This window comes from Bradyrhizobium sp. AZCC 1610 (genome assembly GCF_036924515.1).
Classification (GTDB): Bacteria; Pseudomonadota; Alphaproteobacteria; order Rhizobiales; family Xanthobacteraceae; genus Bradyrhizobium.
The window spans coordinates 4,783,904-4,808,357 of the sequence record NZ_JAZHRR010000001.1; the positions used below are offsets into that span (position 1 = coordinate 4,783,904).

Here is a 24,454-nt window from a genome sequence, read left to right on the forward strand (position 1 = left end):
ATTGAGCAGTCGCCTCAGACCCGATCGATAATGATCGCCGGCGCCATGCCGCCGGCGGCGCACATCGTTACCAGCCCCCGCTTGAGATCGCGCCGTTCCAGCTCATCGAGCACGGTGCCGATCAGGATCGATCCGGTCGCTCCGATGGGATGGCCGAGCGCGATCGAGCCGCCATTGACGTTGACCTTCTCACGATCGAGCTTGAGATCCCTGATGAACTTTTCGGCGACGACCGCGAACGCCTCGTTGATCTCAAACAAATCGATGTCTTCGAGCGTGAGGCCCGCCTTGGCCAGCACCTTGCGGGCGGCCGGCACCGGCGCGTTCAGCATCAGGGTTGGCGAGTCCCCCATATTCGCCATCGCGACGACGCGGGCACGCGGCTTCAGGCCATGGGCCTTTGCGTAACTCGGCGACGCCAGCAGGATGGCCGCTGAACCGTCGACGACGCCGGAAGAATTACCGGCGTGATGCACAAAGTTGATGTCGAGGTCGGGATATTTGTCGAGGATGAGCTTGCGATAGGTCGTCCCCCTGTCGTCGAGCGTATAATCCGCGATCGCAGGAAACGCCGGCTTCAAGCCAGCCAACCCTTCGAGCGTGGTCTGCGGCCGCGGGTACTCCTCGCGGTCGAGCGCGAGGCTGCCGTCTTCGCGGTAGACCGGCACGAGGCTCTTGTCGAAATGTCCGCCCTTGATGGCAGCCGCCGCCCGCTTCTGGCTTTCGAGGCCGAATTCATCGACGTCCTGCCGCGTGATGCCTTCAAGCGTCGCCACCGCGTCAGCGCAGACGCCCTGATGCGATTGCGGATGCCGGGCGCGCAGACGAAGATTGCCGTTGTCCATCATGAACGGCCCCTCGCCGCGACGGCCTTCCATCGACATCATCTCGGTGCCGCCGGCGATCACGAGGTCTTCCGAGCCCGACATGATCGAGCTCGCCGCCATGTTGACGCTGGTAATGCCGGATCCGCAGAACCGGTCCAGCGTCACCGCGCTGGCGCGCACGTCATAGCCGGCATCGAGCGCCGACATCCGCCCGAGATCACCGCTCTGCTGGCCGCGTTGCGAGCTGGTACCCCAGATGATGTCGTCGACGTCAGCGGTATTGATGCCGGTGCGATCGGCCAGCGCACGCAATACCGTGGCGCCGAGATGCTGCGGATGGATGCCTGACAAGGCGCCCTTGCCGGCCTTGCCGATGCCCCGCGGCGTTCTGCATGCATCGATGATCAGCGCGTCAACCATGGCATTTTCCTTGAACTTGTTGCTTTTGCTGCATTTGCCGCTGACCAAGCCGCAAAGTCAATCTGGTCAACGAATTCGAAGCCCAGATGAGCGCAGCGCCAGAATCTTCTCCGCGGCGCGCAGATGCGGCTTGTCGATCATCTTGCCGTCGATCTTCACCACACCTGAAGTTGGATTGTCGTTGAACGCCTTCACGACCTTCTCCGACCAGGCGATTTCCTCATCCGTCGGCATGAAGGCTGCATTGACGACGTCTACATGCTTGGGGTGGATCACCGCCTTGGCAAGGAAACCATCCTGACGGGCAGCGATAGACTCTTCCTTGAGCGCGTCGAGGTCGTTGATATCGGTCGCAATAGTGTCGATGGCGACGACGCCGGCCGCCGCCGCGCTGATCAGGCAGAGATCGCGCGCCAGCAGGAACGGCCCGTGGAACCGACCGCCGGTTCGGTTTCGCGACGCGCCGAGCGACGCCGCGAGATCTTCGGCGCCCCACATCATGCCCCATAGCCGCGGGCTCATGTTCTCGAAGTCGAGCAGCTTCAGGACTGCCCTCGCCGTCTCCGTCGCCACGGTGACGATCCTCGTCGATCCCCGTTCAATCCCGGCAGCAGCCTCGAAAGCATCGAGATAGAGCGAGATGCGGTTGACGTCGGTAGCTCCAGCGCATTTCGGCAGCACGATGCCGTCAGGCCGGCCCGGCATGACGGCCGCGAGGTCGCCAAGCGTCATGTCTGTGTCAAGCGCATTGACGCGGACATACATTTTCTGGCTCGGATTGCGGGCGTCGAGCATCTCGCGCACCGTACGCCGCGCGCCGACTTTCTCGTCCGGCGCAATCGAATCCTCGAGATCGAGGATCAGCGCATCAGCCGCGGTCTTCTTGGCGTTTTCGAACTTGCGCTGGCTGTCGCCGGGAACGAACAGGAACGATCGCATCAGCCTACACCTTCGGTTTGCAATGCATCAGGCCGGTGCGGCGGCAACTTGCCACCACCTCGCCGCGCTGATTGGTCATGGTGTGCTCGAATTCCACGATGCCCTGGTTCGGCCGCGACTTGCTCTCTCGTTTGGAGATGATCCTGGTGTGCGCCTTGAGCGTATCGCCGTGAAATACCGGTTTTGGAAACTTGACGTCGGTCATGCCAAGGTTGCCGATCGTGGTGCCGAGCGTCGTATCGTAGACGCTCATGCCGATCATGATGCCGAGCGTATAGAGGCTGTTGAACAGCCGCTGGCCGAATTCGGTGCTTTCGGCAAAATGCGCATCGATATGCAGCGGCTGCGGGTTCATGGTCAGCAGGCTGAACATCGTGTTGTCCATCTCGGTCACGGTCCTGGAGAATTCATGGTGAAATTCCCGACCGACCTCGAATTCCTCGAAATACAATCCAGCCATCAGCGCCCCCTGTAGTTCGGCGTCCGCTTTTCGACGAACGCATTCAGCCCTTCCTGACAATCTTCCGTCGTTGCGACAAGCGCAAAACTCTCGGCCGCATTTTCGACCGACCGGCGGAAATCGGCATCGACCGCCCGCATGAAGGCATCGCGCCCGATCTTCATGACGATCGGAGATTTGGCGGCGAGCTTGCTCGCGACCGAACGCGCGCGCTCAAGCGCAGTGCCCTTTGGCACCACTTCGCTCAGGAGCCCCATGCGAAAGGCTGTCCCAGCATCAAAGGGCTCGCCCAGGAAAAGCGGCCCAAACGCCTGGTGCTTGCCGACCAGCCGCGGCAGTTGCACGAAGTGGATCGCCGGGATCAGGCCTACATCGATTTCGGGATAGCCGAAGGTACAGGCGTCGCCGGCGATGATCATGTCGCAGGAGATCGCAATCGTCATGCCGCCGGCTCGCACCGCGCCGTCGACGGCGCCGATGGTCGGCTTGCCCATGCGATACTGGGTATCGTTGAGCGCGAAATACAGCCGTTCGAGGAATTTCTTGGTCTCAATCCCCGGCTTGCCCCTGACGATATCCAGATCAAGCCCGGCACAAAACACCTTGTGTGCGCTGCCTATGATGACGGCGCGCACCGCTTCGTCGTCCCTCGCCTTCGAAAGCGCCGCCAGCAGCGCATCGATCAGGTCCATGCTCAGCGCATTGACCGGGGGGCGATCGAGCATGATCTCGGCAATATTGCCTGAGACGGAATAACGAACGAGATCGGTACTCATGCCGTGCCTCCCTTGGCCTGACGCACCGCGCCGGCCTTGACCAGATCGTCGATGGCGCCACGCTGGAAACCCGTTTCCAGCAGCACCTCGTAACTGTCCTGGCCTATATCAGGCGCGGGGCGCAAGTCATCCTCCGAGAAGCTCGCAATGCCCGGCGTCCGCGGCGAGTACACCGGCCCCACGCCCGGCGTCTGCTGGCAGACCGCGGCTCTTGTCGCCTCAACATGGGCATTGTGCAACCATTCGCCGGGATTGAGGATCCGTTCGGCGATGAGGTCAGCGGCATGCAGGTGGGCAAGCCAGGCATCCGTCGGCTGCGTCAGAAAAACCTCCCGCAACTGCGGGATCAGCGCGTCCACGGAATCCGCGCGCCGGGCGAAATCGGCAAAGCGCGGGTCATTGGCGAGGTCGTCGCGGCTGATCGCCGCGCACAGCCGCTTATATTGCGGCTCGTTCACCAGCGTGACCATCATCCAGCCGTCGGCCGTCTGATACGAGCCCGCCGGAACGTTGAGCGCGCGCGGCGCATCGCCCTCCAGAATATGCTCCGCAATCTTGTGACCGAGCAGTGCGGACGTCGATTGGCAAAGATTGACGTCGATCCAGCGCCCGGTGCCGACGGTCGCGCGCGCAAACAGCGTCGTCGCGATGGCCTGGAAGGCATAGACGCCGGTCACGACGTCGGAGATCGTGGTGCCGACCCGGTGCGGGGTGCCGTCGTTGCCGACATTGATCGACACCAGGCCGGAGAAGGCCTGTGCAACGGAGTCGGAGCCCGGCCGCTTCGAATAGGGACCGCTCTGCCCGAAAGCGCTGACCGAAAGATAGATCAGGCCGGGATTGTCGCGCGATAATTCCTCGTAGCCAATCCCCAGCCGCGCGGCGACGCCCGGCCTAAAGCCTTCGATCAAAACGTCGCAATCTCTCGCCAGCCGTCGGGCAATTGCGATTCCGTCCTTGTGCTTCATGTTAAGACAAAGGCTGCGCTTGCCACGGTTATAGACCGCCGACAGCGTGGTGTGGCTTCCATAGGTCGTTCCAAGGAAGCGAGACCAATCCCCTTCGGGCGGCTCGACCTTGATCACGTCGGCCCCGTAGATGCCGAGCAGCATCGCGCAATAGGGAGAGGCGATGCCCTGCCCGAAATCCAGCACGCGCAGGCCGCGATACGGCGCCTCATGCGTCGGCGATATGTTGCGTTCGATGGTCATTCCGTCCCCCGGTCGGGCCGAAAGCTACAGCGCGAGGTAGCGCTGACGAATGTTATCATTGGCTTTCAGCTCTTCGATCCCGGATGTGTAGACGATCTGGCCCTTGTCGATAACCGTCGCGTGGCTCGCAAGGCCAAGGCAAAAATGCATGTTCTGCTCGGCGATCAGCACTGTCGCGCCGGTGCCGCGAAGTTGCCGCAGCAATTCGCCGATCCGCTGCACGATGATCGGCGCCAGCCCCTCGCTCGGCTCGTCCAGCAGCAGCAGCGCGGGATTGCCCATCAGCGTGCGCGCAATCGCCAGCATCTGCTGTTCGCCGCCCGATAGCCTTCCTGCGATCCGGTTGCGCAGCGGCTCCAGCAGCGGAAACACATCATAAATGCGCCGGATCGACCACTCGTCCTCGCCATTTGGCCCCTTCTTGGCGCCGATGACCAGATTGTCCTCGACCGTGTGCTCCTGAAATATCTGGCGATCCTCCGGCACGAAACCGAGACCGGCGCGCGCGATGTGATGCGGCTTCAGCCCGGACACTACTTTACCGCGCAAGGTGACTTTGCCGCGGCGTGCGGGAGCGAGCCCCATGATCGCCTTCATGGTGGTGGACTTGCCGGCGCCGTTGCGCCCGAGCAGCGCCATGGTTTCGCCCTGCCGCACCGACAGGCCCACGCCGAACAGGATCTGGCTGGTGCCGTAGTAGACATCGAGGTCCTCGACCTGCACGACCGGCTGCGCACTCATACCGCGGCTCCGGCATGATGTTCGGTGCCGAGATAGGCTTCGATGACGGCCTCGTTGCGGCGGATCGCATCCGGCGTGCCGGTTGCAAGAATGCGGCCGTAGCAGAGCACGACAATCTCGGGCGCGATCTTGAACACGATATCCATGTCGTGCTCGATGAACACCACTGTGATCTTCTGCTTCTCCCAGAGTTCCCTCACCTTGTCGATCATCCGCCAGCGCTCCTCAGTGCCCATGCCGGCGGTGGGCTCGTCGAGCAGCAGCACCCTGGGATCGAGCACCAGTGCGAGGGCGATATCGAGCAGCTTCTGATCGCCATGCGACAGCGTCGCCGCGGTCCGATTGCGCTTGCTGGTCAGCCCCAGCAATTCCATCGCATGCTCGGCGCGGTCGCGGGTTTCGGCCAACGGGAAGCGGCGGTGAAGCACGCTGGCGCGGCGCTGATCAGCGCAGACGGCGGCAAGCATCGTCTCATGCACCGTGAGTGATGGAAAAATACTTGCGACCTGAAATGCCCGGCCGATACCGTGACGCACGATATCGGGCGGCGACCGCCCAGCCATATCGACACCATTGAGCAGGATCTGGCCGGAGTCCGGCCTCAGCGCGCCGGTGATCAGGTTGAAGAACGTGCTCTTGCCGGCACCGTTGGGGCCGATCACGGCGGTGAGCGAACCGTCGGCGAAGTCGAGCGTGACATTATCCGTCGCCTTGACGCCGCCGAACGATTTCGAAAGGGAGCGTATCTCCAGCATGGCTACTCCCCGGAACCATTGCGGCGTCGCGCATACCACTCGACCACAAAATCCATCAGGCCTTTCCGCAGGCCGATGGCGAAGAACAGGATCACGATGCCCAGCACGATGCCGTAATATTCGGTCAGTCGCGTCACGGTATCGTTGAGGATCAGGAGCAGCACGGTGCCGACCATCGGACCGAGGAACGTCGTGACGCCGCCCAGCATGTTGATGAAGATGCCTTCACCCGAGATCGTCCAGTAGGCGAACTCGGGATACGCGCCCGACACGAACAGCGCCATGATGATGCCGCCGGTGGAGGCAAACAGTGCCGCCAGCACGAATATCGTGAGTTTTGCGCGCCAGACATCGATACCGATGAAGCTGGCGCGGATGGCGTTGTCGCGGATCATCCGCAAGGTATAGCCGAACGGCGATTGCGCGATCTGGCGCATCAAGAGAAGTCCGATCACCAGCAGCGCGCAACTCGTGATGTACAGATGCACATGGTTCGACAAATCGACGCCGAAAAAGGCCGGGCGCGGAATACCGCCGCGCAAGCCCTGATCGCCACCGGTCAGCGACACCCAGGATAGAATCGTACTGTGGATCAGCATCTGGAACGCCAGCGTGACAAAGGCGAAGTAGATCTCCTTCAACCGCACGCAGATCGCGCCGATGACGGTGGCGATAAGGGTGGTGATAACGAGTGTTGCAACAAACGCGACCGGCACCGGCAGGCCGCTGCGCTGCATGATCAGGCCGAAGCCGTAAGCGCCAAGGCCGAAGAACATGCCATGTCCGAACGAGACCAAGCCGGTAAAACCCACCAGCAGGTTGAGCGAGGTCGCGAACAGGCCGAACGCCGAGCAACGGATGACAAAGTCGAGCAGCGCCTTGCTGCCGGTGAGCATCGGAAGGATCGCCAGCACGGCAAAGGCCGCCAACGCGATCAGCACGTCGCGATAGCGCGAGCGCTGCGATTGGGACTCGATCCGCGGCATCACGGCGGCCTGTTCGGCCTGTAATTCGGTCATGCGACCTCCTTACCGAACAGACCGGTGGGTCTGGACACCAGCACGATCACCATGAACAGATACATCAGCCCTTCCGTGAACAGGGGAAAGCCGAGCGATCCGAACGAGCGGATCATGCCGATCAGGATTGCACCGATCAGCGCGCCGAGGATCGAGCCCATGCCGCCGATCACGGTGACGATGAAGGATTCGATCAGGACCGAAAATCCCATGCCCGGGGTCAGGGACCGCACGGGCGCGGCGAGCGCCCCGGCAAGGCCCGCCAGCATGCCGCCGAGCGCGAACACGCCGCCATAAATCAATCCGGTGTTGATGCCGAGTGCGGACACCATGCCCGGATTATGCGCGGCCGCCCGGATCACCTTGCCAATTCTCGTGCGCGCCAGGCCGAGCCCGAGAACCACGGCAGCCACCAGCGCGACGCCGATCAGGAGTAAATAATACGGTGGCACCACGCCGCCGGCGATGAACAGCGGCGCCACCTGGAACGCCGCCGGCATGCCCATCGACTTGAATTCCGGCCCCCAGATCATCCGTACGACGTCATCGAAGATCAGCACGAAGGCGTAGCAGACGAGCAATTGCATCAGCACGTCGGAGCCATAGACGCGGCTCATGAACACGCGCTCGAAGATCAGGCCGAGCAAGGCCGTGCCGGCCGCCCCGCACAGCATCGCCAGCGCAAAACTGCCGGTAAACTGATAGGCCGTCATCGCGAAATAGGCGCCGAACATATAGAAGGCACCGTGGCTGAAATTGACGACCTTGAGCACGCCGAAGATCAGCGTCAGCCCGACGGCGACGAGAAACAGCAACATGCCGATGATGAAGCCGCTGGTAGTTTGCGTCACCAGGCAGGCGGAACTGGCGAGACAACCGGTAAGCGCATCGATATCCAAGGGAAGCATCCATTACAGCGCGCCGGAACGGGCGACGCGCGAAAAACATTCGGCAGCGAACGGAGGCGGCTTACGCCACCTCCGCTTCCGCCGATCGATCAGGTATAGCCCTTGCTCTTCTTCCACTCGGCTTCGAGCTCGAAGATCGTCTTCCAGTCGCCTGCCTGGACCTGCGGCACGTAGGGCTCCTGCGGGATCGTCGTCCCCCAGCCGATCGCATAGCCGACCAGCGTCTGGTCCTCGGCGCGCATCGTGACGGTGCCGTCTGCGCCGAACGGCGACTTGATCTTCAGGCCGCGCAGCGCCTCCGCGATCTTCTTGCCGTCGGCTGAATTCGCCTTCTTCGAGGCTTCCGCCAGCAGCATGATCGCGGTGGCATTCTCCCATGACCAGTTGGTGGGATACTCGTTGTACTTCGCCTTGTACGCATCGCCCCACGCGGCATTCTCCGGTGTTGCCGGATAGGTCTTGATGTAGCGGTTGCCGGAGTGAATGCCCTTCGGCAGGTTCTTCACGACCGTCAGCGCGGTGTAGTCGGCCATGTTGACCGCGAACACCTCCATCTGGCTGAACAGCGCGTAGATGTTGGCCTGGTCGATATAGGACGTGAGGTCGCCGCCCCACAGACAGGAATACAGCGCCTGCGGCTTGGCCTGCAGAATTTTCGTCACCACCTCGGTGTAGTCAGGCTGGAAAAGTTTGGGCCAGGACTCGCTGATGATTTCGGTGTCGGGCGCGAAGCGCTTCAGGTACGTCACGTATTCGCCGGTGGTGTCGCGGCCATAGGCGTAATCGGGCGAACAGGTCGCCCATCTCTTCAGCCCCTTCGCCTTGGCGATCGCCGCTGCGTAGCTGCCGCCGACGATGGAGTCATGCACGCCCTGGCGTGCGGTGCGGAACGCGTTGGGAATGTGCTGCTTGGGATCGGCAGTCAGCGCCGAAGTTTCCGAGTTGGTGTGAAGGCAGAGCACGCCGAGATCGCGCGCCACCTCATGCACCGCGAAAGCGCCCGATGATGCTTCCGCGTCGATCAATATTTCGCATCCGTCGGTGTTGACGAGTTCGCGGGCGACGCGCGCGGCTTCCTGCGGCTGTCCTTTGGAATCGCGGATCACCATTTCGATCTGGCGTCCGGCCAACCCGCCGGCAGCATTGACCTTTTCGATTTCCAGCATCACCCCGTTGCGCGACGAGGTTCCGAGCTGCGCCACGCGCCCGGAAAGAATGGTCGGCATGCCGACCTTGATGGTCTTGGCTTGCGCGCGTGCCACCCAGGGCGTCGCGAATGTTACGGCCCCGGCGCCCATCATCGCCAACGTCGTACGTCGGCTTACGCCCGGTTTGCGGGTCCTCGTCATTGCTTCCTCCCTGTGGGGTTTGCGTTCCCAAATCCCTGCCGGAGGTCGTGTCGCCTCCATGCAGGCTGAGAATTTCAGAGCAAGGGGGGTGACGTCAAGCCAAAGATGAATTACGAGTCATAATTCATATATGGAGAGACGAGGCCGGAAACCGGCTTTTTGGGCGATAATGATCAATCTATCCAGCTTCATCGCATTTCACGCCCGGCGGACGCCGGATCGCTGTGCGCTGAAATACCGCGGCGAGGACGTCTCCTATGCCGCGCTCGACGTCCGTATCCGCCGGGTCGGCGGATGGCTCGCCTCACGCGGAATAGGCCCGGGCGACGTCGTCGCGGTGCTGATGAAGAACAGCACGGCGTTCCTCGAACTGGTATTTGCGACCAGCCACATCGGCGCGGTGTTTCTGCCGATCAACTATCGGCTCTCCGCCGATGAAGTCGGCTACATCGTCGGCAATTCAGGCGCGCGCCTCCTGATTGCGGATGACGAGCTTGCAGGCATCGCAACCGGCGGTGCGCCAGTGGTGCTGCTCGACGAAGGCACCCAATCCGACGCGACGCGCCTTGCGCCTGATATCGCGCCTGCCCCGGTGCATGTCAGGCAACCGCGTGACCTGATGCGGCTGATGTACACCTCAGGCACCACCGACCGCCCTAAGGGCGTGATGCTCACTTATGAGAACCTGTACTGGAAGTCGGCCGACCAGACGCTCGCGCTCGGATTGAACGCGGACACGCGCTTGCTGGTGGTCGGTCCGCTCTATCATGTCGGTGCGCTCGATCTGCCGGGGATCGCGGTGCTCTGGCACGGCGGCATGCTTTCCATCCACCGCAACTTCGAGCCCGAGCAGGCGCTCGCCGCCATCGAAGCGGAGAAACTCAACGCCGCCTGGTTCGCACCCGTCATGACGACCGCAATCCTCACCTGCCCGGCCCGCGACCGCTACGATGTCTCCAGCCTGCGCTGGGCCATCGGCGGCGGCGAGAAAACGCCGGAAGTGCGCATCCGCGCCTTCTCCGACTACTTCAAGAACGCCCGCTACATCGACGCCTATGGGCTGACGGAAAGCTGCGGCGGCGACACCTTCATGGAAGCCGGACGCGAAATCGAGAAGATCGGTTCGACCGGCCGTGCCATCGCCCATGTCGAAATCGAAATCCGTGACGATGCCGGCAACAGACTGCCGTCTGGCGAGAACGGCGAAATCTGCCTGCGCGGGCCCAAGGTAACGCAAGGCTACTGGAAGGATCCCGAAAAGACCGCGGCTGCGTTCTTCGGTGACTGGTTTCGTACCGGAGACGTCGGCTATCTCGATGAGGACGGCTTTCTCTACCTGACCGATCGCAAGAAGGACATGATCATTTCCGGCGGCGAGAATATCGCCTCCTCCGAAGTGGAGCGCGTCATCTACGAACTGCCGCAGGTGCGCGAAGTCGCCGTCATCGGCCTACCCGACGAGCTCTGGGGCGAAAAGCCGGTGGCGGTCGTGGTGCTGGGCGACGGCGCCACGCTGGAATTGTCCGCTGTTGCCGATCACTGCCGCGCGCGCCTCGCCGGCTTCAAGGTGCCAAAGCAGCTCATCATCCGCGACAGCCTGCCGCGCAACCCTTCCGGAAAAGTCCTCAAGCGCGTGCTGCGCACCGAACTGGAATCCCACGCATGACGCAATCATCGCAAGCCGCATCCGGCAAAGTGACAAAACTCAACCGTGTCGAGCGCAACGCCTGGACCAAGCGAAAGATATTTGACGCCGCCACCAAGGTGGTCGGCAAACACGGTTACGCCGAGGCTTCCGTCGCCCGCATCACCGAGGAAGCCGGCGTCGCCCAGGGAACGTTCTACAATCACTTCGAGAACCGCCAGGAACTGCTCGATCAATTGCTGCCGAAGATCGGCATCGACATGGTTCATTTCATCCGCGAGCGCACCGGCACGGCGGAGGCGGCCAGGCAGGAGATCGAGCGCTTCAGCGCGTTCTTCGATTTCATCCGAGAGGTGCCGGAATTTTTGCGTATCCTCAACGAGGCCGAATATTTCGCACCGATCGGCTACCAGAAGCATCTCGACAATATGTCCACGGCATACGTTCGGATTCTGAAGCGCGCGCGCCTGGCCGGCGCGATCCTCGATTATAGCGACGAGGAATTCGAGGCCATCGTCCACATGCTGATGGGCGCGCGCGGCTATCTCAGCCGACGCTACTCCTATTCAGGCGGCGCGGTCACGGCCGTACCCGATCACGTCATCTCCGCCTATCAGAAGCTGGTGACGCGCGGCCTGTTCACACCGGAAAAAGGCAATAACCATGACCGCTGAGGGTATCGTCCTCATCACCGGCGGCAGCCGCGGCATCGGCGCCGCTACCGCCATGCTCTTGGCCGAACAGGGCCGGCGCGTGGTGATATCAGACATCGCGCCGGAACCGCTGGCTGGAACGCAAGTCGTCCTGTGGCCGGCACCACTCGACGTCGCAAGCGAAAGCGCCGTCGTCAGCGGCATCGCCGATATCGAGGCCGCGCATGGTCCGATAGTAGGCCTCGTCAACGCTGCCGGCGTCTTCGGCAAGATGCACCGGGTCGAGCGCGTGCGGATGGATCAATGGGACCGCGAGGTCAATATCGACCTGCGCGGCACGTTTCTGGTCGCCCGCAGCGTCGGCGTGAAGATGGCCGAGCGGCGACATGGCGCGATCGTCAATGTCGCCTCCGTTGCCGGCATGACGTCAGGTCCGATCCATGCTTATACCGCCGCGAAAGCGGGCGTCATTCAGATCACGCAGACGCTGGCCGCCGAATGGGGCCGCAGTGGCGTGCGCGTCAATGCGGTCTCACCCGGGTTCACGCGCACCGTCGCGCTGGAAGCCGGTATCGCCTCGGGTGCGCTGAACAGGAAATCGCTCGAAAGCCCGACGGCGATGAACCGGCTGGTCGAGCCGATCGAGGTCGCACAGGCCATCGCGTGGCTGCTTTCGCCGCTGAGCAGCGGCGTCACCGGAATCAACTTGCCCGTCGACGCTGGATATATTGCAGGCACCACCTGGGCCGCCTATGGCGGCCTGCCCGAAGTACCAGGCGCGTAATCGAGGACACCAGCATGAATATCGAGCTGCCGCGCAAGAAACTCGATCTGTCATCGGCGATTGCCGAGGGCGATATCCGGGTGTTGCTGATGGTACTGGTCCACATGACCGGCGACGAGCGTTGGCTGGAGCCGCCCTACAAGCCGAAGCGCGACGTCCGCCTGATTCCGGATCCGCAAGCTGGTCTTCCTCCAGAAATCCAGGCTGAAATCCGTGCCGCGGTGCTGGAGCTTTTCGCGAAGGGCGAGCCCAAGCCGGTCATATCGGACCCCGGTGACGAATTGATGCTGAAGATGATGCGCGCGACGCTCGGTGAAAACGTCACGCCGGAATATGCGCCGCTGATGCGCGAGGAAATGGGCTTCATCCCCCGGGAGGCGCGCTGGACCAAACCGCCATCGAGCGAGAAGCTGGCGCAGCAGCACGTGCTGATCGTTGGCGCCGGCGTCTGCGCTATCGCGCTGGGCGTTGCGCTTGGCCGGCTCGGCATTCCCTATACCATCGTCGAGAAAAACGACGAACTCGGCGGCACCTGGTATGTCAACCGCTATCCTGGCTGCGGCGTCGATACGCCGAACCATTCGTATTCGTTCTCGTTCGGCCGGCGCAATCCGTGGACCCGCTATTTCGCCCAGCGCCAGGAATTGCTCGACTACCTCAAAAAGGTCGCGCTCGAACACGACATTCGAAAGCATCTCCGGCTCAATACGGAACTGACGTCGTCGTGCTGGGACGAGAACAAGCGGCGCTGGATCTCCACATTGAAGACCGCCAATGGCGAGGAGATCTTTGAATCGACCACGCTGGTCAGCGCGATCGGCCAGCTCAACGACCCGCACCCTGCGCATTTCAAGGGCGAGGAAGATTTCAAAGGCCTGACGCTGCACTCCGCTTTGTGGTCCGACGACGTCAAGATCGACGGCAAGCATGTCGCCGTCATCGGCACCGGCGCGACCGCCATGCAACTGGTGCCATCGATCGCGGACCGGGTCGCCTCGGTCACCGTCTATCAGCGGACCGCGCAATGGGTGCGTCCGGTCGCAGGTTATTCCGATCCCATCACCGAGGGCGCGCAATGGCTTCTCGCGCACCTGCCGTTTTATGTGCAGTGGTATCGCTTCAACATGTTCTGGCGCTACGGCGACGGCCTATTGCCGTTCCTGCGCAAGGATCCCGACTGGCCGCATCCCGAGCGCGCCGTGAACAAGGGCAATGACCGGCATCGTGAGGAACTGACGGATTTCATCCTGTCCGAATTGAGGGATCGTCCCGACCTGATCGAGAAATGCGTGCCGACCTATCCGCCCTATGGCAAGCGCATCCTGCTCGATAACAACTGGTTCAAGACGCTGACGAAGCCGAATGTCGAACTGGTCACCGACAAGATCGGCCATTTCGCGCGCGACGGCATCGTCGCCTCCGACGGCAAGTTGCGGCCTGCCGATACCATCGTCATCTCAACCGGCTTCAAAGTCACGGAAATGGCCGCTCGCCTCAACATCACCGGACGCGGCGGCAAGAATCTCAGGACGGCCTGGGCCAACGATAACCCGACAGCCTATCTCGGCCTCACCGTACCGGACTTTCCGAATCTCTTCGTGATGCTCGGTCCGAATTCAGGTCCCGCGCACGGCGGCAGCGTGATCTTCCAGTCGGAATGCCAGAGCAGGTACATCTCGGCTTGCCTCGTCGAAATGATCGAGCAAGACATCGCCGCGATCGATGCTCGCCCCGAGGTGCACGATCAATACATCAGACAAGTTGATGCCGAACATGAGCAGTTGATCTGGACTCACCCAGGCATGACTACGTATTACCGCAACAACCAAGGCCGGGTATTTTCGGCGATGCCATGGCGGTTCGTGGATTACTGGGCGATGACTCACGACCCCGACCTACGGGACTACCATCAGACAAAGCTCTGACAATGTTCCCGGGAACCGGTCGCACAACTTGCTGTTGGGGACGGCTTGACACCGGCCGGCATCTGCCGCAGCATTTCACTGCTGCACCTGTTGAAGTCACGGAGCGGGTGGCTCCCCGCTTCGCAGGCATTGGCGCCCCGGTGAGATGATCGAGGCGTCACGCAGCGGAAGCGGACGAAAGTCCGTCGGCTAACTCTTGAGGAGGAGCATGACGCCACCGGATCAGTCTGGTGACCTTGCTCATCGCAAGGTCCAGGTGCGGTCGAGGTCATAAGCAGCTGCCAGCCTCGTTGCGCCTTCAACAATTCGAACCTATCCGCGGGACTGGAGCGCCAAGGCCAAGCGCTGCCGGATCCTGAGATCATACTGGTGTCTACCAGAAATCCTTCGCCTAAAACGAAGATGTCGGGCCCCGCGATGCTCTCATGCACCGGGGCCCATTCGTTTTTGGAATATCAAAAGCTTTGGAATATCAAACCGCGCCGCATGGTTCCATGCTCTGTTCGGATCGAGATACTGATCTGGTCGAACAAGGACATGCCATGGATAGAGCGCGCGTACGAATTTATACCGATTACAAAAGCCCTTATGCGTTCGTCGCCAACAAACGGTTGTTCGAACTCGAGGACATCCATGGCGTCGAACTCGAATGGCTGCCATACACACTGCGCATCCCCGAATTCATGGGCACGGTGGAGGAGCGCACGCCGCATTTCTGGCGCAAGGTGCGCTACGCCTATATGGACGCGCGCCGCTATGCCAATGCGCAGGGCCTCACCATGAAGGGGCCGCGGCGCATCTATGACGCCTTCTATTCCAGCGCCGGCATGCTGTTCGCACAGCGCCATGGCCTGTTCCGGCCCTATCACGACACGGTATTCCGTCGCTTCTGGAGTCATGATCTTGAAATCGACGAACTGTCGGACATTTCGGGCGTGATCACCTCGATCGGTGGATCGGCCGAGGCGTTCGAGGCTTACGTCCACGGTCCTGCGCGGGTCGAGCACGACCGCATCATCGATGAAGCGGAAGCGCTCGGTGTGTTCGGCGTGCCGACTATGGTCTTCAACGGCGAATTATTCTGGGGCGGCGATCGAATCGACATGTTGATCGAGCGCATCAGGAATCCGGAATCGATCGCAACCGCGCTGGGCAGCCGCCACCGCAAATGAGGCCGCCTCATGCTTTTAGCTAGCCGCTGGCCAAATGCTGCCAACACCCGGTGCGCTCCAGCACCGGCCGCAACGCCGCCCTGCTCTCCGTATCCAGCGCTGCAAACTTGTCGCGAAGCTGCTGCAGGCACTTCACCTGATATTTGAATGGCGCCAGCGCATAAGGCAGGCCCCAAACATTGATCTCCAGCCGCTCGAGGCCTTTGGCAAAGGCTTCCGCATTGGCGACAAGGAACGGCAGATAGAGTTCGCCGGCAATTCTCAATAGCGCCTCGGCCATGCCACCAAGCGCTTGTTCGCGTGGATACCACTCGCCTTCCACCCCCGATACATCGTCCAGCCGCCGCACCCAGTGATCGGTGAACGGCGCTTTCGCGCGCATGATCAGCATCGGCGTCGGGTCGGTCGCCATCTCGCTGAGTTGGCCGAACCAGGCGAAATCGGCGAGCGACGGCCGGCTGCCGAACAGATAATTAGTCATGCCGACATACGGCTCGAACGCCGCCAGTATCCGCAAGTAACTCTCTTCCAGCAGCGGCTTGTTTTCCGCTGTCGCGCCGAGAATGACCATGCGCGAAATCTGCCGCTGGCGGAATTGCTCGATCTCTTCCGGACTGCCGGTCTGGGCCTCCGACACCGACCACTCCTCGCCGGCCCAGCGCGAGACATAGGCCTGATCTTCCGGATCCCACCAGCGATAGAGAAATAGCGGCTTCACCGCCCATTCGTCGGCGAGGTCTTCCAGGAGATCGCAGATAAACGCGACGGCCTTGTCATCGGGAATGACGGAGCGTTCCTTGTGACGGCTCTCCAGGTCGTAAGCCAGCGTCGTGGTCTCGCCGCGGTAGGTCCCGTCAGGATACTGCAGCACCGGAATCAGATTGGGCCGCAAATGCTCGGTCGCCTTGCGCAGCGCCTTGGTCATGATGACCCAATCGAACGGAATCCTCCGGTAGCGCAACAGCGCGCGCAACTTGATGGCGTAGGGCGACGCGGTTGAGCCGATCAGCCGGTAGCGTCCTTCGGTCATGGCATTCACCTCGTCCCGTGCCATAGCGCATTCGAATTTCACCCGCCAGACCTGCAATAACGCCTGCGGTACTCGCCTTGCGGCACCGCGAAATTTGCCGCTATCCTGCCGGCTAATGATCCGGCCCCGCCCCGGCCCAATAATTCAACCGTAGAGAAACGCCATGAACCCTCCCGTCAGTTCGCCCGCCGTCAAGGTCGTAAAATCGGTCCGCGAACAGGTGAGCGCGGAGGAATGGCAGGCGCGGGTCGATCTCGCGGCCTGCTACCGTCTCACTGCGATGTACGGGATGACCGAGATGGTCGCCAACCACATCTCCTGCCGCGTGCCGGGAACAACCGGCCAGTTCCTGATCAATCCTTACGGGATGCTCTACGAGGAGATCGACGCTTCCAGCCTGATCAAGGTCGATGTCGAGGGCAACACGCTGTTCAACGCCTCCGACTATGACGTCAACGTCGCCGGCTTTGTCATTCACAGCGCCATCCACATGGCCAAGCATGACATGGATTGCGTGGCGCATACGCACACGCCGGCCGGCATGGCCGTCTCGGCGATGGCGTGCGGGCTGCTGCCGCTGGCACAGACCTCGATGCGGTTTCTCCACATCGCCTATCACGATTTCGAAGGCATCGCCGACAATGTCGACGAGCGCGAGCGGCTGGTGAGAGACCTCGGTGACAACGAAGCCATGATCCTGCGCAATCACGGCCTGCTCGTCGTCGGCCGTACCGTGCCGGCAGCCTTCAATGTGCTGTTCCGTCTCGAACGCGCCTGCCAGGTGCAGGTCATGGCATTGTCCTGCAACACCAAGTTGATCTATCCGCCGAAAGCTATCCTCGAAGACACCTATGAGCGGATGCAGCCGAAACCCGGCCGGGGCGCCCGTAACGGCGACCTCGCCTGGCCGGCGCTGCTGCGCAAGCTCGACCGGACTGATCCGTCTTATCGAGACTGAAAGTTCATCCGTTCGTCAGGCGTACCGCCTCCGCACGATCTTTGGGCGGAGCCTGCCTCTAATTTGATCGTACATACCGTCGCCAAATCGCCGATGCTGATGTCAGGCGTTGCGACGGCGGGTGCGTCCGATGAAGACATTCATTCGCGTGGTTGAATTATGGGTGCCCGACCGAACCCGCACGCGCCTGGAGTTCGGCGGCTGTCTTGGCAGCGAAGAGTATTCGGAGTTCAAGGCCGTCAGTGAAAACGCGCTGTTCGCCTATGACGAAGGCTTGCCGGGCAAGGCGTGGGCCAGCGGTCATCCCGTTATTCTCACGGAGTTCGCAAACTCCTACTTCAAGCGCACGGACGAGGCGATCGAAGCCGGATTGACCTGCGGCGTGGCGCTGCCGGTTTTTGCTGGCGAATTCCTGATGGCCGTGATGGTGCTGTTCTGCGGCGACGACGAAAAGCACGTCGGCGCCATCGAACTCTGGCACAATGATCCGGATAAATCCCACGAGATGGGTCTGGTCGACGGCTATTACGGCACCGCCGACATGTTTGAATTCAATTCCCGGCACACCAAGTTCCCGCGCGGATTTGGCCTGCCCGGCCGTGCTTGGAAGGCCGGCATGCCGCTCATCGTCAAGGATTTGCACAACGCCAGGAGCTTCCTGCGCTGGGAGGAAGCGAGCGAAATCGGAATCAACTGCGGCGTCGGCATTCCCTACACCACGCCCTCGGATCAGACCTGGGTCATGACCTTCCTGTCCGCGCAGGCAACGCCGATCGCCAGACGCTTTGAGATTTGGGTCCCGAACCCGTCGCGAACGGAACTGGTGTTTCAGTCCGGCGATTGCAGCAAGAATGCCGATCTGACCTCGCTTTATGCGTCAAAGACGATACGCAAAGGCGAAGGCAGCATCGGCGGCGCCTGGGCCACGGGCATGCCCGCCATCAACGAGCATCTGAAGGTCGATGAATCGATCGCGGCGCAGCAGGCGCGCGCGGCTGGCATGAACCAGATCGTTGTGCTGCCAGTGATCGAAAACGCCCTGCTCAAGGCAGTTACTGCCTGGTACCTCTAAACGGCCGGCGCGGCATATCGGCCCGCCTTGCGGCCGTGATGACTATGCAGTTGCGAGGACAGAAGGCGTCGCCACTTGTTGAACTCGGGACTTGCCGCAAGCGCGGCCACCAAGTCGCCATCCATGACGCCTTGTGCTCCGCGACCGCACTATTGTCGCTATCGGACGCGAGCGTGGTCACGCTAAGGTTGGCTTCACCGCATCGACGAAGCTGGTGTCGATGAACGCTGAGAAATCCGGCAGCCGCTTGATCTGCTTCAGCGCCAGCATGTGGTCGGCATAGATTTTCGACTGCTCGATCTGCTTTGCTTCGAGCCGCCATGTCAGTTCGACATTGGGGGACGGAAGCTTCGATCGCCTCCTTTTTCCGGCCGAGCTTGTTGGACGCCATCGCGACCATTGCGTCCTTCGAGGCAAAATCCGTCGCCGTCTGATGAATGCCGAGCATCACCCGGACGAGGCCGGGCTTTTCGGCGATCACGTCGCGATGGATACCGAACACCATGTTCAACGACCCCATCGCTGTTGAGTACGGATCCTTGATCGCAGCAATCCCTGCGTCCTTCTTCGCAATGATCGCCGGTCCCCGCTTGCCGGGGTGCGTTGAAAATGGGCGTGACTAAGCCGAACTGATCACGAAACAGGCGGTTTACGCACCGTCCTGAAGAAATCCCGCACCTCCCGCACGAACAGGTCCGGCTGCTCGAACGCAGCGAAATGACCGCCCTTCGGCATTTCGCTCCAGTGCTGGATGTTCGTGTAGCTCTCTTCCATCCACTTTCGCACCGGCGTAACGATCTCCTTGGGGAAGACGGCGACGCCCGTCGGTATCGTCACCCTGAACGGCGTGCGACGCTTGGGCCCGAAACTCTCCCAGTACAGGCGAGCCGACGAGGCGGCGGTCGCCGTCACCCAATAGAGCATGACGTTGTCGAGAAGTTCATCGCGGCCGAGGATGTTCTCCGGGTGACCGTCGCAATCGGTCCAGGCCCAGAACTTTTCCAGAATCCACGCGGCCTGCCCGCTCGGCGAATCCGTCAAGCCGTAACCGAGTGTCTGTGGCCGGGTCGATTGCTGCTTGGAGTATCAGGAATCCCAATCGGTGTAATACTGAACGGCGTTCAGGGCGCGGGCTTCCTCTGAAGTCGGCTGCCCTTCCACGTTGGGCCGCGTCGACATTGCCAGCGTGATGTGAATGCCAGCGCAATGTTCGGCGTCCCGCGCGCCGATCGCGGTCGTGATCGCCGACCCCCAGTCTCCGCCCTGCGCACCATAGCGCGAATATCCGAGGCGATCCATCAACACCGCCCAGCTTGACGCGATGCGACCGACGCCCCAGCCGGTTGTCTTCGGCTTCTCAGAAAAGCCGAAACCGGGCAATGACGGACAAACGACGTGAAACGCGTCGGCGGCGTTGCCGCCGTGCGCGGTCGGATCGGTCAAAGGCTCGATCACCTTGTGAAACTCGACCACCGAACCCGGCCAACCATGCGTGATGACCAGCGGCATCGCCTCCGGGTGCGGCGAACGGACGTGCAGGAAATGAATGTCGAGCCCGTCGATCTCGGTGGTGAACTGCGCAAAGCGATTGAGCCGCGCCTCGCGCCCGCGCCAATCGTACTCTTGCGCCCAATAGCGGCAGATGTCCTTGATCCATTTGAGTGGTGCGCCCTGGCTCCAGTCCTCGACCAGTTCGGCTTCCGGCCAGCGCGTGTTGCGCAGCCGCGATCTGAGATCGTCGAGCATGTCGTCGCCGATCGAAATGCGATAGGGTTTGATTTCAGCGCTCATGAGAGACCCTTTCGTACCTCAGCCGAAGCTGCCGGGACCGACTTCACGAGCAGAAATCATCGCCGCACACGAAGCTGATATCAAGGGCCTGAGAGGTCGGCGATAGGTTCAATCGCAGACCTGCAAGCACGTTTGTCATAACTTCTGGCCTGGGAGATCTCCGCCGGCCGGCGGCAAGGTCGAGAATGGCCATCAGCTCGCCACGTAGGATGGCGTGGCTCTCGCCTCGCTTATCACCGGGGGCATTGAGCAGCCATGGATTCGACCTTCTGAAGAGCTAAGTGCCATAGCGAACACCGAACTACCTTTGAAGTGCCTTATTCTGCATAGGCAGCCGCTAGCGTAGCAGCTAGTATTTGAACATCTGGGAAGGAAATTCGCGGCCTCGTCGGCATCTCGGGACCGCTTGAGCAGTCCATCACGCCCAGCGAACGCGGTGGATCAGCATCCACCCCTCGTGCCGCTGAAATAGCAGCTATGAAACCCACCTCGAGCCCTCATAGCCTACCAACATCTGGATCGTCGGAACTGAAAGGTGCGCGTATTCTGCTAGTGGAGGATTCCTGGCACGTCGGCAACGCCATCAAACGTCTGCTTCGTGCACTGGGCGCGGACGTGGCCGGTCCGGCTGCCACCATAGCTGACTCCGAGCGCCTAATTGCCGAGCGCAAGCCCGACGTGGCCATCGTCGACATCAATTTGCGGGATGGCGAGCGGGCTAACCCGTTGCTTGATCGGCTCCAGGAAGAAGGCATTCCGGTCATCGTCATGACGGGCTACACGGAAGTTTCTCTTCAACCTGGAAAGGTCGAAGCCATTCTGCAAAAGCCCGTCAGCGTCGAGCAGTTTTTGGCGATCTTGCGCCCGATCGTTGCTCGGCTGCCGGATCGATGAGAGATCCTCTCACGCGAGGCTACCCAGCTGCTTGAGGGGGATTTCGATTGTACAGGACACGCCTTCGGATGAAAATGCGAGGTCGACCGTACCTCCAAGCTCGTGAGGGATGAGTTCGCAAATCAGGCTAATTCCGTATCCGCTCTTACATGGAGCTGATACGGGCGGGCCACACGTCTCGCGCCACAAGACTTTCAGACCAAACGTTGCATCGTCCCTGCTCTGGCATTCCCAGCTTACCGACACCCGACCTTGGGGGATTGACAGCGCGCCGTATTTGGAGGCGTTGGTCACAAGCTCGTGCAGCACCATTCCGAGCGCCTCAGTTGCCGCGGCGTTGAGCGCGATGTCCGGGCCGCTGGTCGTCGTATTTGCGTCTGTTGCGTAGGGAGCTAGCTGGTGCCGAACAAGATCCGTAAGACGAACGCCCAGCCAATTACCTTGGCTTAATAATTCGTGCGCAACTGCCATGCTTTGGATGCGTCTATCGAGTGCTTGGATAAATTCGTCGATTGTGCCGCTACCCTCGCGGGTATACATGGCGACCACGCCAACGCGGGCAAGCACGTTCTTGACGCGGTGGTCAAGCTCTGCGACCAGCATGCGTTGGTGCTCTTCGGCTCGCTTGCTTTTCGTGATGTCACGGGTCAGGCCCTCGATACGTAGGCATTTCCCATCAACATCAAACTCCGCTGTTGCTGTTTCCTCAAGCCACATTTCCTGGGTGTCGGGGCGGATCACGCGGAATGTGACAGCATAGGACGGATTTTCAGGTCGGACACTCCTCACTTGCGCTTTGAAGTGCGCACGGTCATTCGGATGAATCAGTGCAAGAAAGCGAGCTGCCGAAAGGGGCGCTTGCGGATCGTATCCAAGAATATTCGCCGCGTTCTCGCTGCGATGTGATGCACCGGTCTGGGCATCCCACTCAAAAGCAATCACCGTCCCGGCCGCAAGGGCCTTTTCCAAACGCGTAGCCCCCTCCCTCAGTGCAGCCTCCTGGTGACGCCGCTCTGCGAACAGCGCGGCAAGAACGAGCGTGCACAGCGACGTTGTCAAGATGCCCGCTTGGGCGCCCACGATGCGGTCTTCGATTGGAAGGTCGGGGTCACCGAAATATCCAATGCCAAAAGTGGTCGTCCACACGATCGTCAGCGCAACGACGAACGCGGCCGCCGCGGCGAACACCGGCCGGCAGCGGGCCGCCAGCCAAAGTAACAGGGGAAATAGCAGGGCAATCGGCACTACAGTCGCAAATGATGAGCGCGGTAGAAAGATAACAAGTGTGATCGTCACTGTTATCGCGATAAGTGCTGCAGCGCCTTCGAGGGCCTCGTTCAGCGACGGAGGGTCGCGCGCGGCCGCGGCAGCTCCGGCTAGCAGCGGCGCAACCGTTAGAATGCCGAGCGCGTCGGATGCGAACCAGTGCTGCCAGATGGTCCAAATCGGCGCAGTCGAGAAGTGGAACAACTTGAACCCCAGAACTCCGCCGATTCCCGAGATGGCGCTCCCCAACACGGCTGCCGCGAGCAATCCTAAGACTTTTCGCACGCGGTCGAGGGCGAAACCCGAACCAAACTGGCGCTCGATAAGGCCCGCCGTGAGCATCGCTTCTCCAGCATTGCACAACGCGAAAGTGACGGCGCCCGCAACGCTCCTGTCTCCCAAAAGATTGGCCGCGATGGTTGCCGCGGCCGCTCCGATGGCCACCGGCCATTTCGCCCGAGGACCAAGGGCGATCAGGACGCCCGCCGCAACACCGGACGCTGGCCAGAACACTGCCACGCCATCAGGTTTTGTCAGCAAGGAAAGGCTAAACCGTGCCGCCAGGAAATATACGATGCCAACCCCAATCGCGACCGCCACCGCGCTGGGCAATTGCCCCGTCGGATCAGCGACGGTGAACCGCCGTACCTTCTGTTCCGGTACTCTATGAAGGACGGGGTTTCGCGTCATTCGCTTCCCTTCAATCGCCACACGGCAGATATTGACGCCGTCGCGAAGGCATCGGTGTAGTAGAAGATGAAGTCGCCAAACGTAGATGTCGGAATCCCGGCAGGATTGTTCTGTCTGACCATGCCGCGGTGGATCGGTCGCATAGCGCGTGATGATGATACGCTGGGAAACTCCAGCCGCGCGTTGGCCAATCAGACCCCAAACTCCGGAGTCGAGCCACGGGCGATCAAAGCATATAAACGAGGTGATTTGCTAGAGGCTTCGGCGCGGGTCCGATGTTTACCTTTGGCCCAAAAGTGCCCCCTCTCGCCCTCTGCTCGATGTCCGCTCTATCCCGGGTGAACAGCCATGGTTCGTATGGAGGATGACGTCAGACGCGGCCGAGCAGGATGGCGGCGCCGGCAAGGGCGAACAGCGTCAGCGTGTGGCCGAGCCTCAGGTCAGCCCGTGCTTGACGATATCGGCCACATGGCTGCGGTGCGCGGCGATGCTGGATACATTGAGCTGTTGCAGAGTGCCGTGTGCCGGATTCTGTGAAACGCTCGAACTCAATATTTCGCCGGCGATACTGACGGAAAACATGCAGCTCCCGCCGGAAGCGATCTCGATATAGCCTATCGAGTTAAAGCCCCAGCCTGCTGGCGGTGACCCCGACACCACGCACTGGGGAGCGTTCTGCGCAAGTGCGGGCGCCGCTGCAACCAACATTCCCAGTGCGGCCACAATCGGTACCGAACACGCTCGTATCATGTGTGTCATTTGGGCGCTCCATTTGATGCCTAGGTTGTCTGCTCCTTCGCGTTGTCGTTCGGATGCGGCCGACGACGCCTTGGGCTCAGCGCAGCGGGGGATCGGGTACGTGCGAGGCTTGATCGAAGCGACGACCTGACATTACTTTCGAGTTCAACAAGGCCCACACCCCGCGCCCACACGGTCAGATCTTATCGGCAGCTGCCCAACCAGCCTAACTAGAACGTCGTACGATGGGCATTGCTCTTTGGGGCAATACCCCGCTTATCAAGGTGTGGCGAAATCTGCCCCTTGAACTTGCGACCAGTCGGCACGCCATGCGAAGCGCTAAAGTCCCTGATGTTCATTCGGCCAGAAGTCGGCATCGATGACGCTCTGGCCGACCGGACCTTCGGACGTTAGAGCGCAATTATCCGCTC

The 24,454-nt window shown here is 61.3% G+C and carries 21 protein-coding genes and 1 pseudogene; 8 read left to right on the top strand and 14 right to left on the bottom strand.

What is annotated here, in order from left to right; genetic code table 11:
- Window positions 1-14: 14 nt before the first annotated feature.
- From V1279_RS23725 to V1279_RS23770, 10 genes are all read right to left on the bottom strand, one after another.
- A complete protein-coding gene (locus V1279_RS23725; RefSeq protein WP_334440748.1) occupies window positions 15-1,247 on the bottom strand; it encodes an acetyl-CoA C-acetyltransferase in 1,233 nt (410 codons plus the stop codon).
- Window positions 1,248-1,313: 66 nt separating this feature from the next.
- On the bottom strand, window positions 1,314-2,186 hold the full coding sequence (locus V1279_RS23730) for an HpcH/HpaI aldolase/citrate lyase family protein (protein ID WP_334440750.1): 873 nt from the start codon (window positions 2,184-2,186) through the stop codon (window positions 1,314-1,316).
- Between the two features lie 4 nt (window positions 2,187-2,190).
- On the bottom strand, window positions 2,191-2,646 hold the full coding sequence (locus V1279_RS23735; protein WP_334440752.1) for a MaoC family dehydratase: 456 nt from the start codon (window positions 2,644-2,646) through the stop codon (window positions 2,191-2,193).
- A complete protein-coding gene (locus V1279_RS23740; protein ID WP_334440755.1) occupies window positions 2,646-3,422 on the bottom strand; it encodes an enoyl-CoA hydratase/isomerase family protein in 777 nt (258 codons plus the stop codon). The genes V1279_RS23735 and V1279_RS23740 overlap by 1 nt, the downstream gene beginning before the upstream one ends.
- The gene (locus tag V1279_RS23745) at window positions 3,419-4,633 is read right to left on the bottom strand and encodes a CaiB/BaiF CoA transferase family protein (protein ID WP_334440757.1); all 1,215 of its coding nucleotides are present in this window, start codon (window positions 4,631-4,633) and stop codon (window positions 3,419-3,421) included. Before V1279_RS23745 ends, V1279_RS23740 begins: the two co-directional genes overlap by 4 nt.
- Window positions 4,634-4,657: 24 nt before the next feature.
- Window positions 4,658-5,374 carry an ABC transporter ATP-binding protein gene (locus V1279_RS23750; protein WP_334440760.1) on the bottom strand — a complete coding sequence of 239 codons (717 nt, stop codon included), beginning with the start codon at window positions 5,372-5,374 and terminating at the stop codon, window positions 4,658-4,660.
- Window positions 5,371-6,129 (bottom strand): ABC transporter ATP-binding protein, encoded by a 759-nt coding sequence (locus V1279_RS23755; protein ID WP_334440763.1) that lies wholly within the window; start codon window positions 6,127-6,129, stop codon window positions 5,371-5,373. The genes V1279_RS23750 and V1279_RS23755 overlap by 4 nt, the downstream gene beginning before the upstream one ends.
- 2 nt (window positions 6,130-6,131) lie before the next feature.
- The gene (locus tag V1279_RS23760; RefSeq protein WP_334440766.1) at window positions 6,132-7,148 is read right to left on the bottom strand and encodes a branched-chain amino acid ABC transporter permease; all 1,017 of its coding nucleotides are present in this window, start codon (window positions 7,146-7,148) and stop codon (window positions 6,132-6,134) included.
- Complete coding sequence (locus V1279_RS23765) at window positions 7,145-8,047, bottom strand: branched-chain amino acid ABC transporter permease (protein ID WP_334440768.1); 903 nt, start codon at window positions 8,045-8,047, stop codon at window positions 7,145-7,147. Before V1279_RS23765 ends, V1279_RS23760 begins: the two co-directional genes overlap by 4 nt.
- A gap of 98 nt (window positions 8,048-8,145) precedes the next feature.
- Window positions 8,146-9,405, bottom strand: coding sequence for an ABC transporter substrate-binding protein (locus V1279_RS23770; RefSeq protein ID WP_334440773.1), 1,260 nt, complete (start codon window positions 9,403-9,405; stop codon window positions 8,146-8,148).
- Window positions 9,406-9,574: 169 nt separating this feature from the next.
- On the opposite strand from V1279_RS23770, the gene V1279_RS23775 reads away from it, so the two are divergent.
- From V1279_RS23775 to V1279_RS23795, 5 genes are all read left to right on the top strand, one after another.
- Window positions 9,575-11,071 (top strand): AMP-binding protein, encoded by a 1,497-nt coding sequence (locus tag V1279_RS23775; RefSeq protein ID WP_334440775.1) that lies wholly within the window; start codon window positions 9,575-9,577, stop codon window positions 11,069-11,071.
- Window positions 11,068-11,724, top strand: coding sequence for a TetR/AcrR family transcriptional regulator (locus tag V1279_RS23780; RefSeq protein ID WP_334440779.1), 657 nt, complete (start codon window positions 11,068-11,070; stop codon window positions 11,722-11,724). The genes V1279_RS23775 and V1279_RS23780 overlap by 4 nt, the downstream gene beginning before the upstream one ends.
- The gene (locus V1279_RS23785) at window positions 11,714-12,487 is read left to right on the top strand and encodes an SDR family NAD(P)-dependent oxidoreductase (RefSeq protein WP_334440782.1); all 774 of its coding nucleotides are present in this window, start codon (window positions 11,714-11,716) and stop codon (window positions 12,485-12,487) included. The genes V1279_RS23780 and V1279_RS23785 overlap by 11 nt, the downstream gene beginning before the upstream one ends.
- Before the next feature lie 14 nt (window positions 12,488-12,501).
- Window positions 12,502-14,412 carry a flavin-containing monooxygenase gene (locus tag V1279_RS23790; protein WP_334440785.1) on the top strand — a complete coding sequence of 637 codons (1,911 nt, stop codon included), beginning with the start codon at window positions 12,502-12,504 and terminating at the stop codon, window positions 14,410-14,412.
- A gap of 542 nt (window positions 14,413-14,954) precedes the next feature.
- The gene (locus tag V1279_RS23795; protein ID WP_334440787.1) at window positions 14,955-15,584 is read left to right on the top strand and encodes a 2-hydroxychromene-2-carboxylate isomerase; all 630 of its coding nucleotides are present in this window, start codon (window positions 14,955-14,957) and stop codon (window positions 15,582-15,584) included.
- 19 nt (window positions 15,585-15,603) lie between these two features.
- On the opposite strand, the gene V1279_RS23800 is transcribed toward V1279_RS23795, so the two are convergent.
- Entirely contained in the window at window positions 15,604-16,614 is a 1,011-nt protein-coding gene (locus V1279_RS23800) for a glutathione S-transferase N-terminal domain-containing protein (RefSeq protein ID WP_334440790.1), read from the bottom strand.
- A gap of 163 nt (window positions 16,615-16,777) precedes the next feature.
- Here V1279_RS23800 and V1279_RS23805 point away from each other — a divergent pair, with 163 nt between their 5' ends.
- Together V1279_RS23805 and V1279_RS23810 are read left to right on the top strand one after the other, a co-directional pair.
- Window positions 16,778-17,572 carry a class II aldolase/adducin family protein gene (locus V1279_RS23805; protein WP_334440793.1) on the top strand — a complete coding sequence of 265 codons (795 nt, stop codon included), beginning with the start codon at window positions 16,778-16,780 and terminating at the stop codon, window positions 17,570-17,572.
- Between the two features lie 130 nt (window positions 17,573-17,702).
- Window positions 17,703-18,644: a GAF domain-containing protein gene (locus V1279_RS23810; protein ID WP_334440796.1), complete on the top strand. Its 942-nt coding sequence runs from the start codon at window positions 17,703-17,705 to the stop codon at window positions 18,642-18,644.
- Window positions 18,645-19,277: 633 nt separating this feature from the next.
- On the opposite strand, the pseudogene V1279_RS23815 reads toward V1279_RS23810, so the two are convergent.
- A pseudogene (locus tag V1279_RS23815) lies at window positions 19,278-20,435 on the bottom strand (epoxide hydrolase family protein).
- A gap of 477 nt (window positions 20,436-20,912) precedes the next feature.
- Between V1279_RS23815 and V1279_RS23820 the strand changes: the two are divergent.
- Window positions 20,913-21,329 (top strand): response regulator, encoded by a 417-nt coding sequence (locus V1279_RS23820; RefSeq protein ID WP_334440799.1) that lies wholly within the window; start codon window positions 20,913-20,915, stop codon window positions 21,327-21,329.
- A 9-nt stretch (window positions 21,330-21,338) separates the two neighbouring features.
- Here the strand turns inward: V1279_RS23820 and V1279_RS23825 are convergent, their stop codons facing one another.
- Together V1279_RS23825 and V1279_RS23830 are read right to left on the bottom strand one after the other, a co-directional pair.
- Window positions 21,339-23,285, bottom strand: coding sequence for an MASE1 domain-containing protein (locus tag V1279_RS23825; protein ID WP_334440801.1), 1,947 nt, complete (start codon window positions 23,283-23,285; stop codon window positions 21,339-21,341).
- 435 nt (window positions 23,286-23,720) lie between these two features.
- Window positions 23,721-24,044, bottom strand: coding sequence for a hypothetical protein (locus tag V1279_RS23830; RefSeq protein WP_334440803.1), 324 nt, complete (start codon window positions 24,042-24,044; stop codon window positions 23,721-23,723).
- Between the last annotated feature and the right edge of the window lie 410 nt (window positions 24,045-24,454).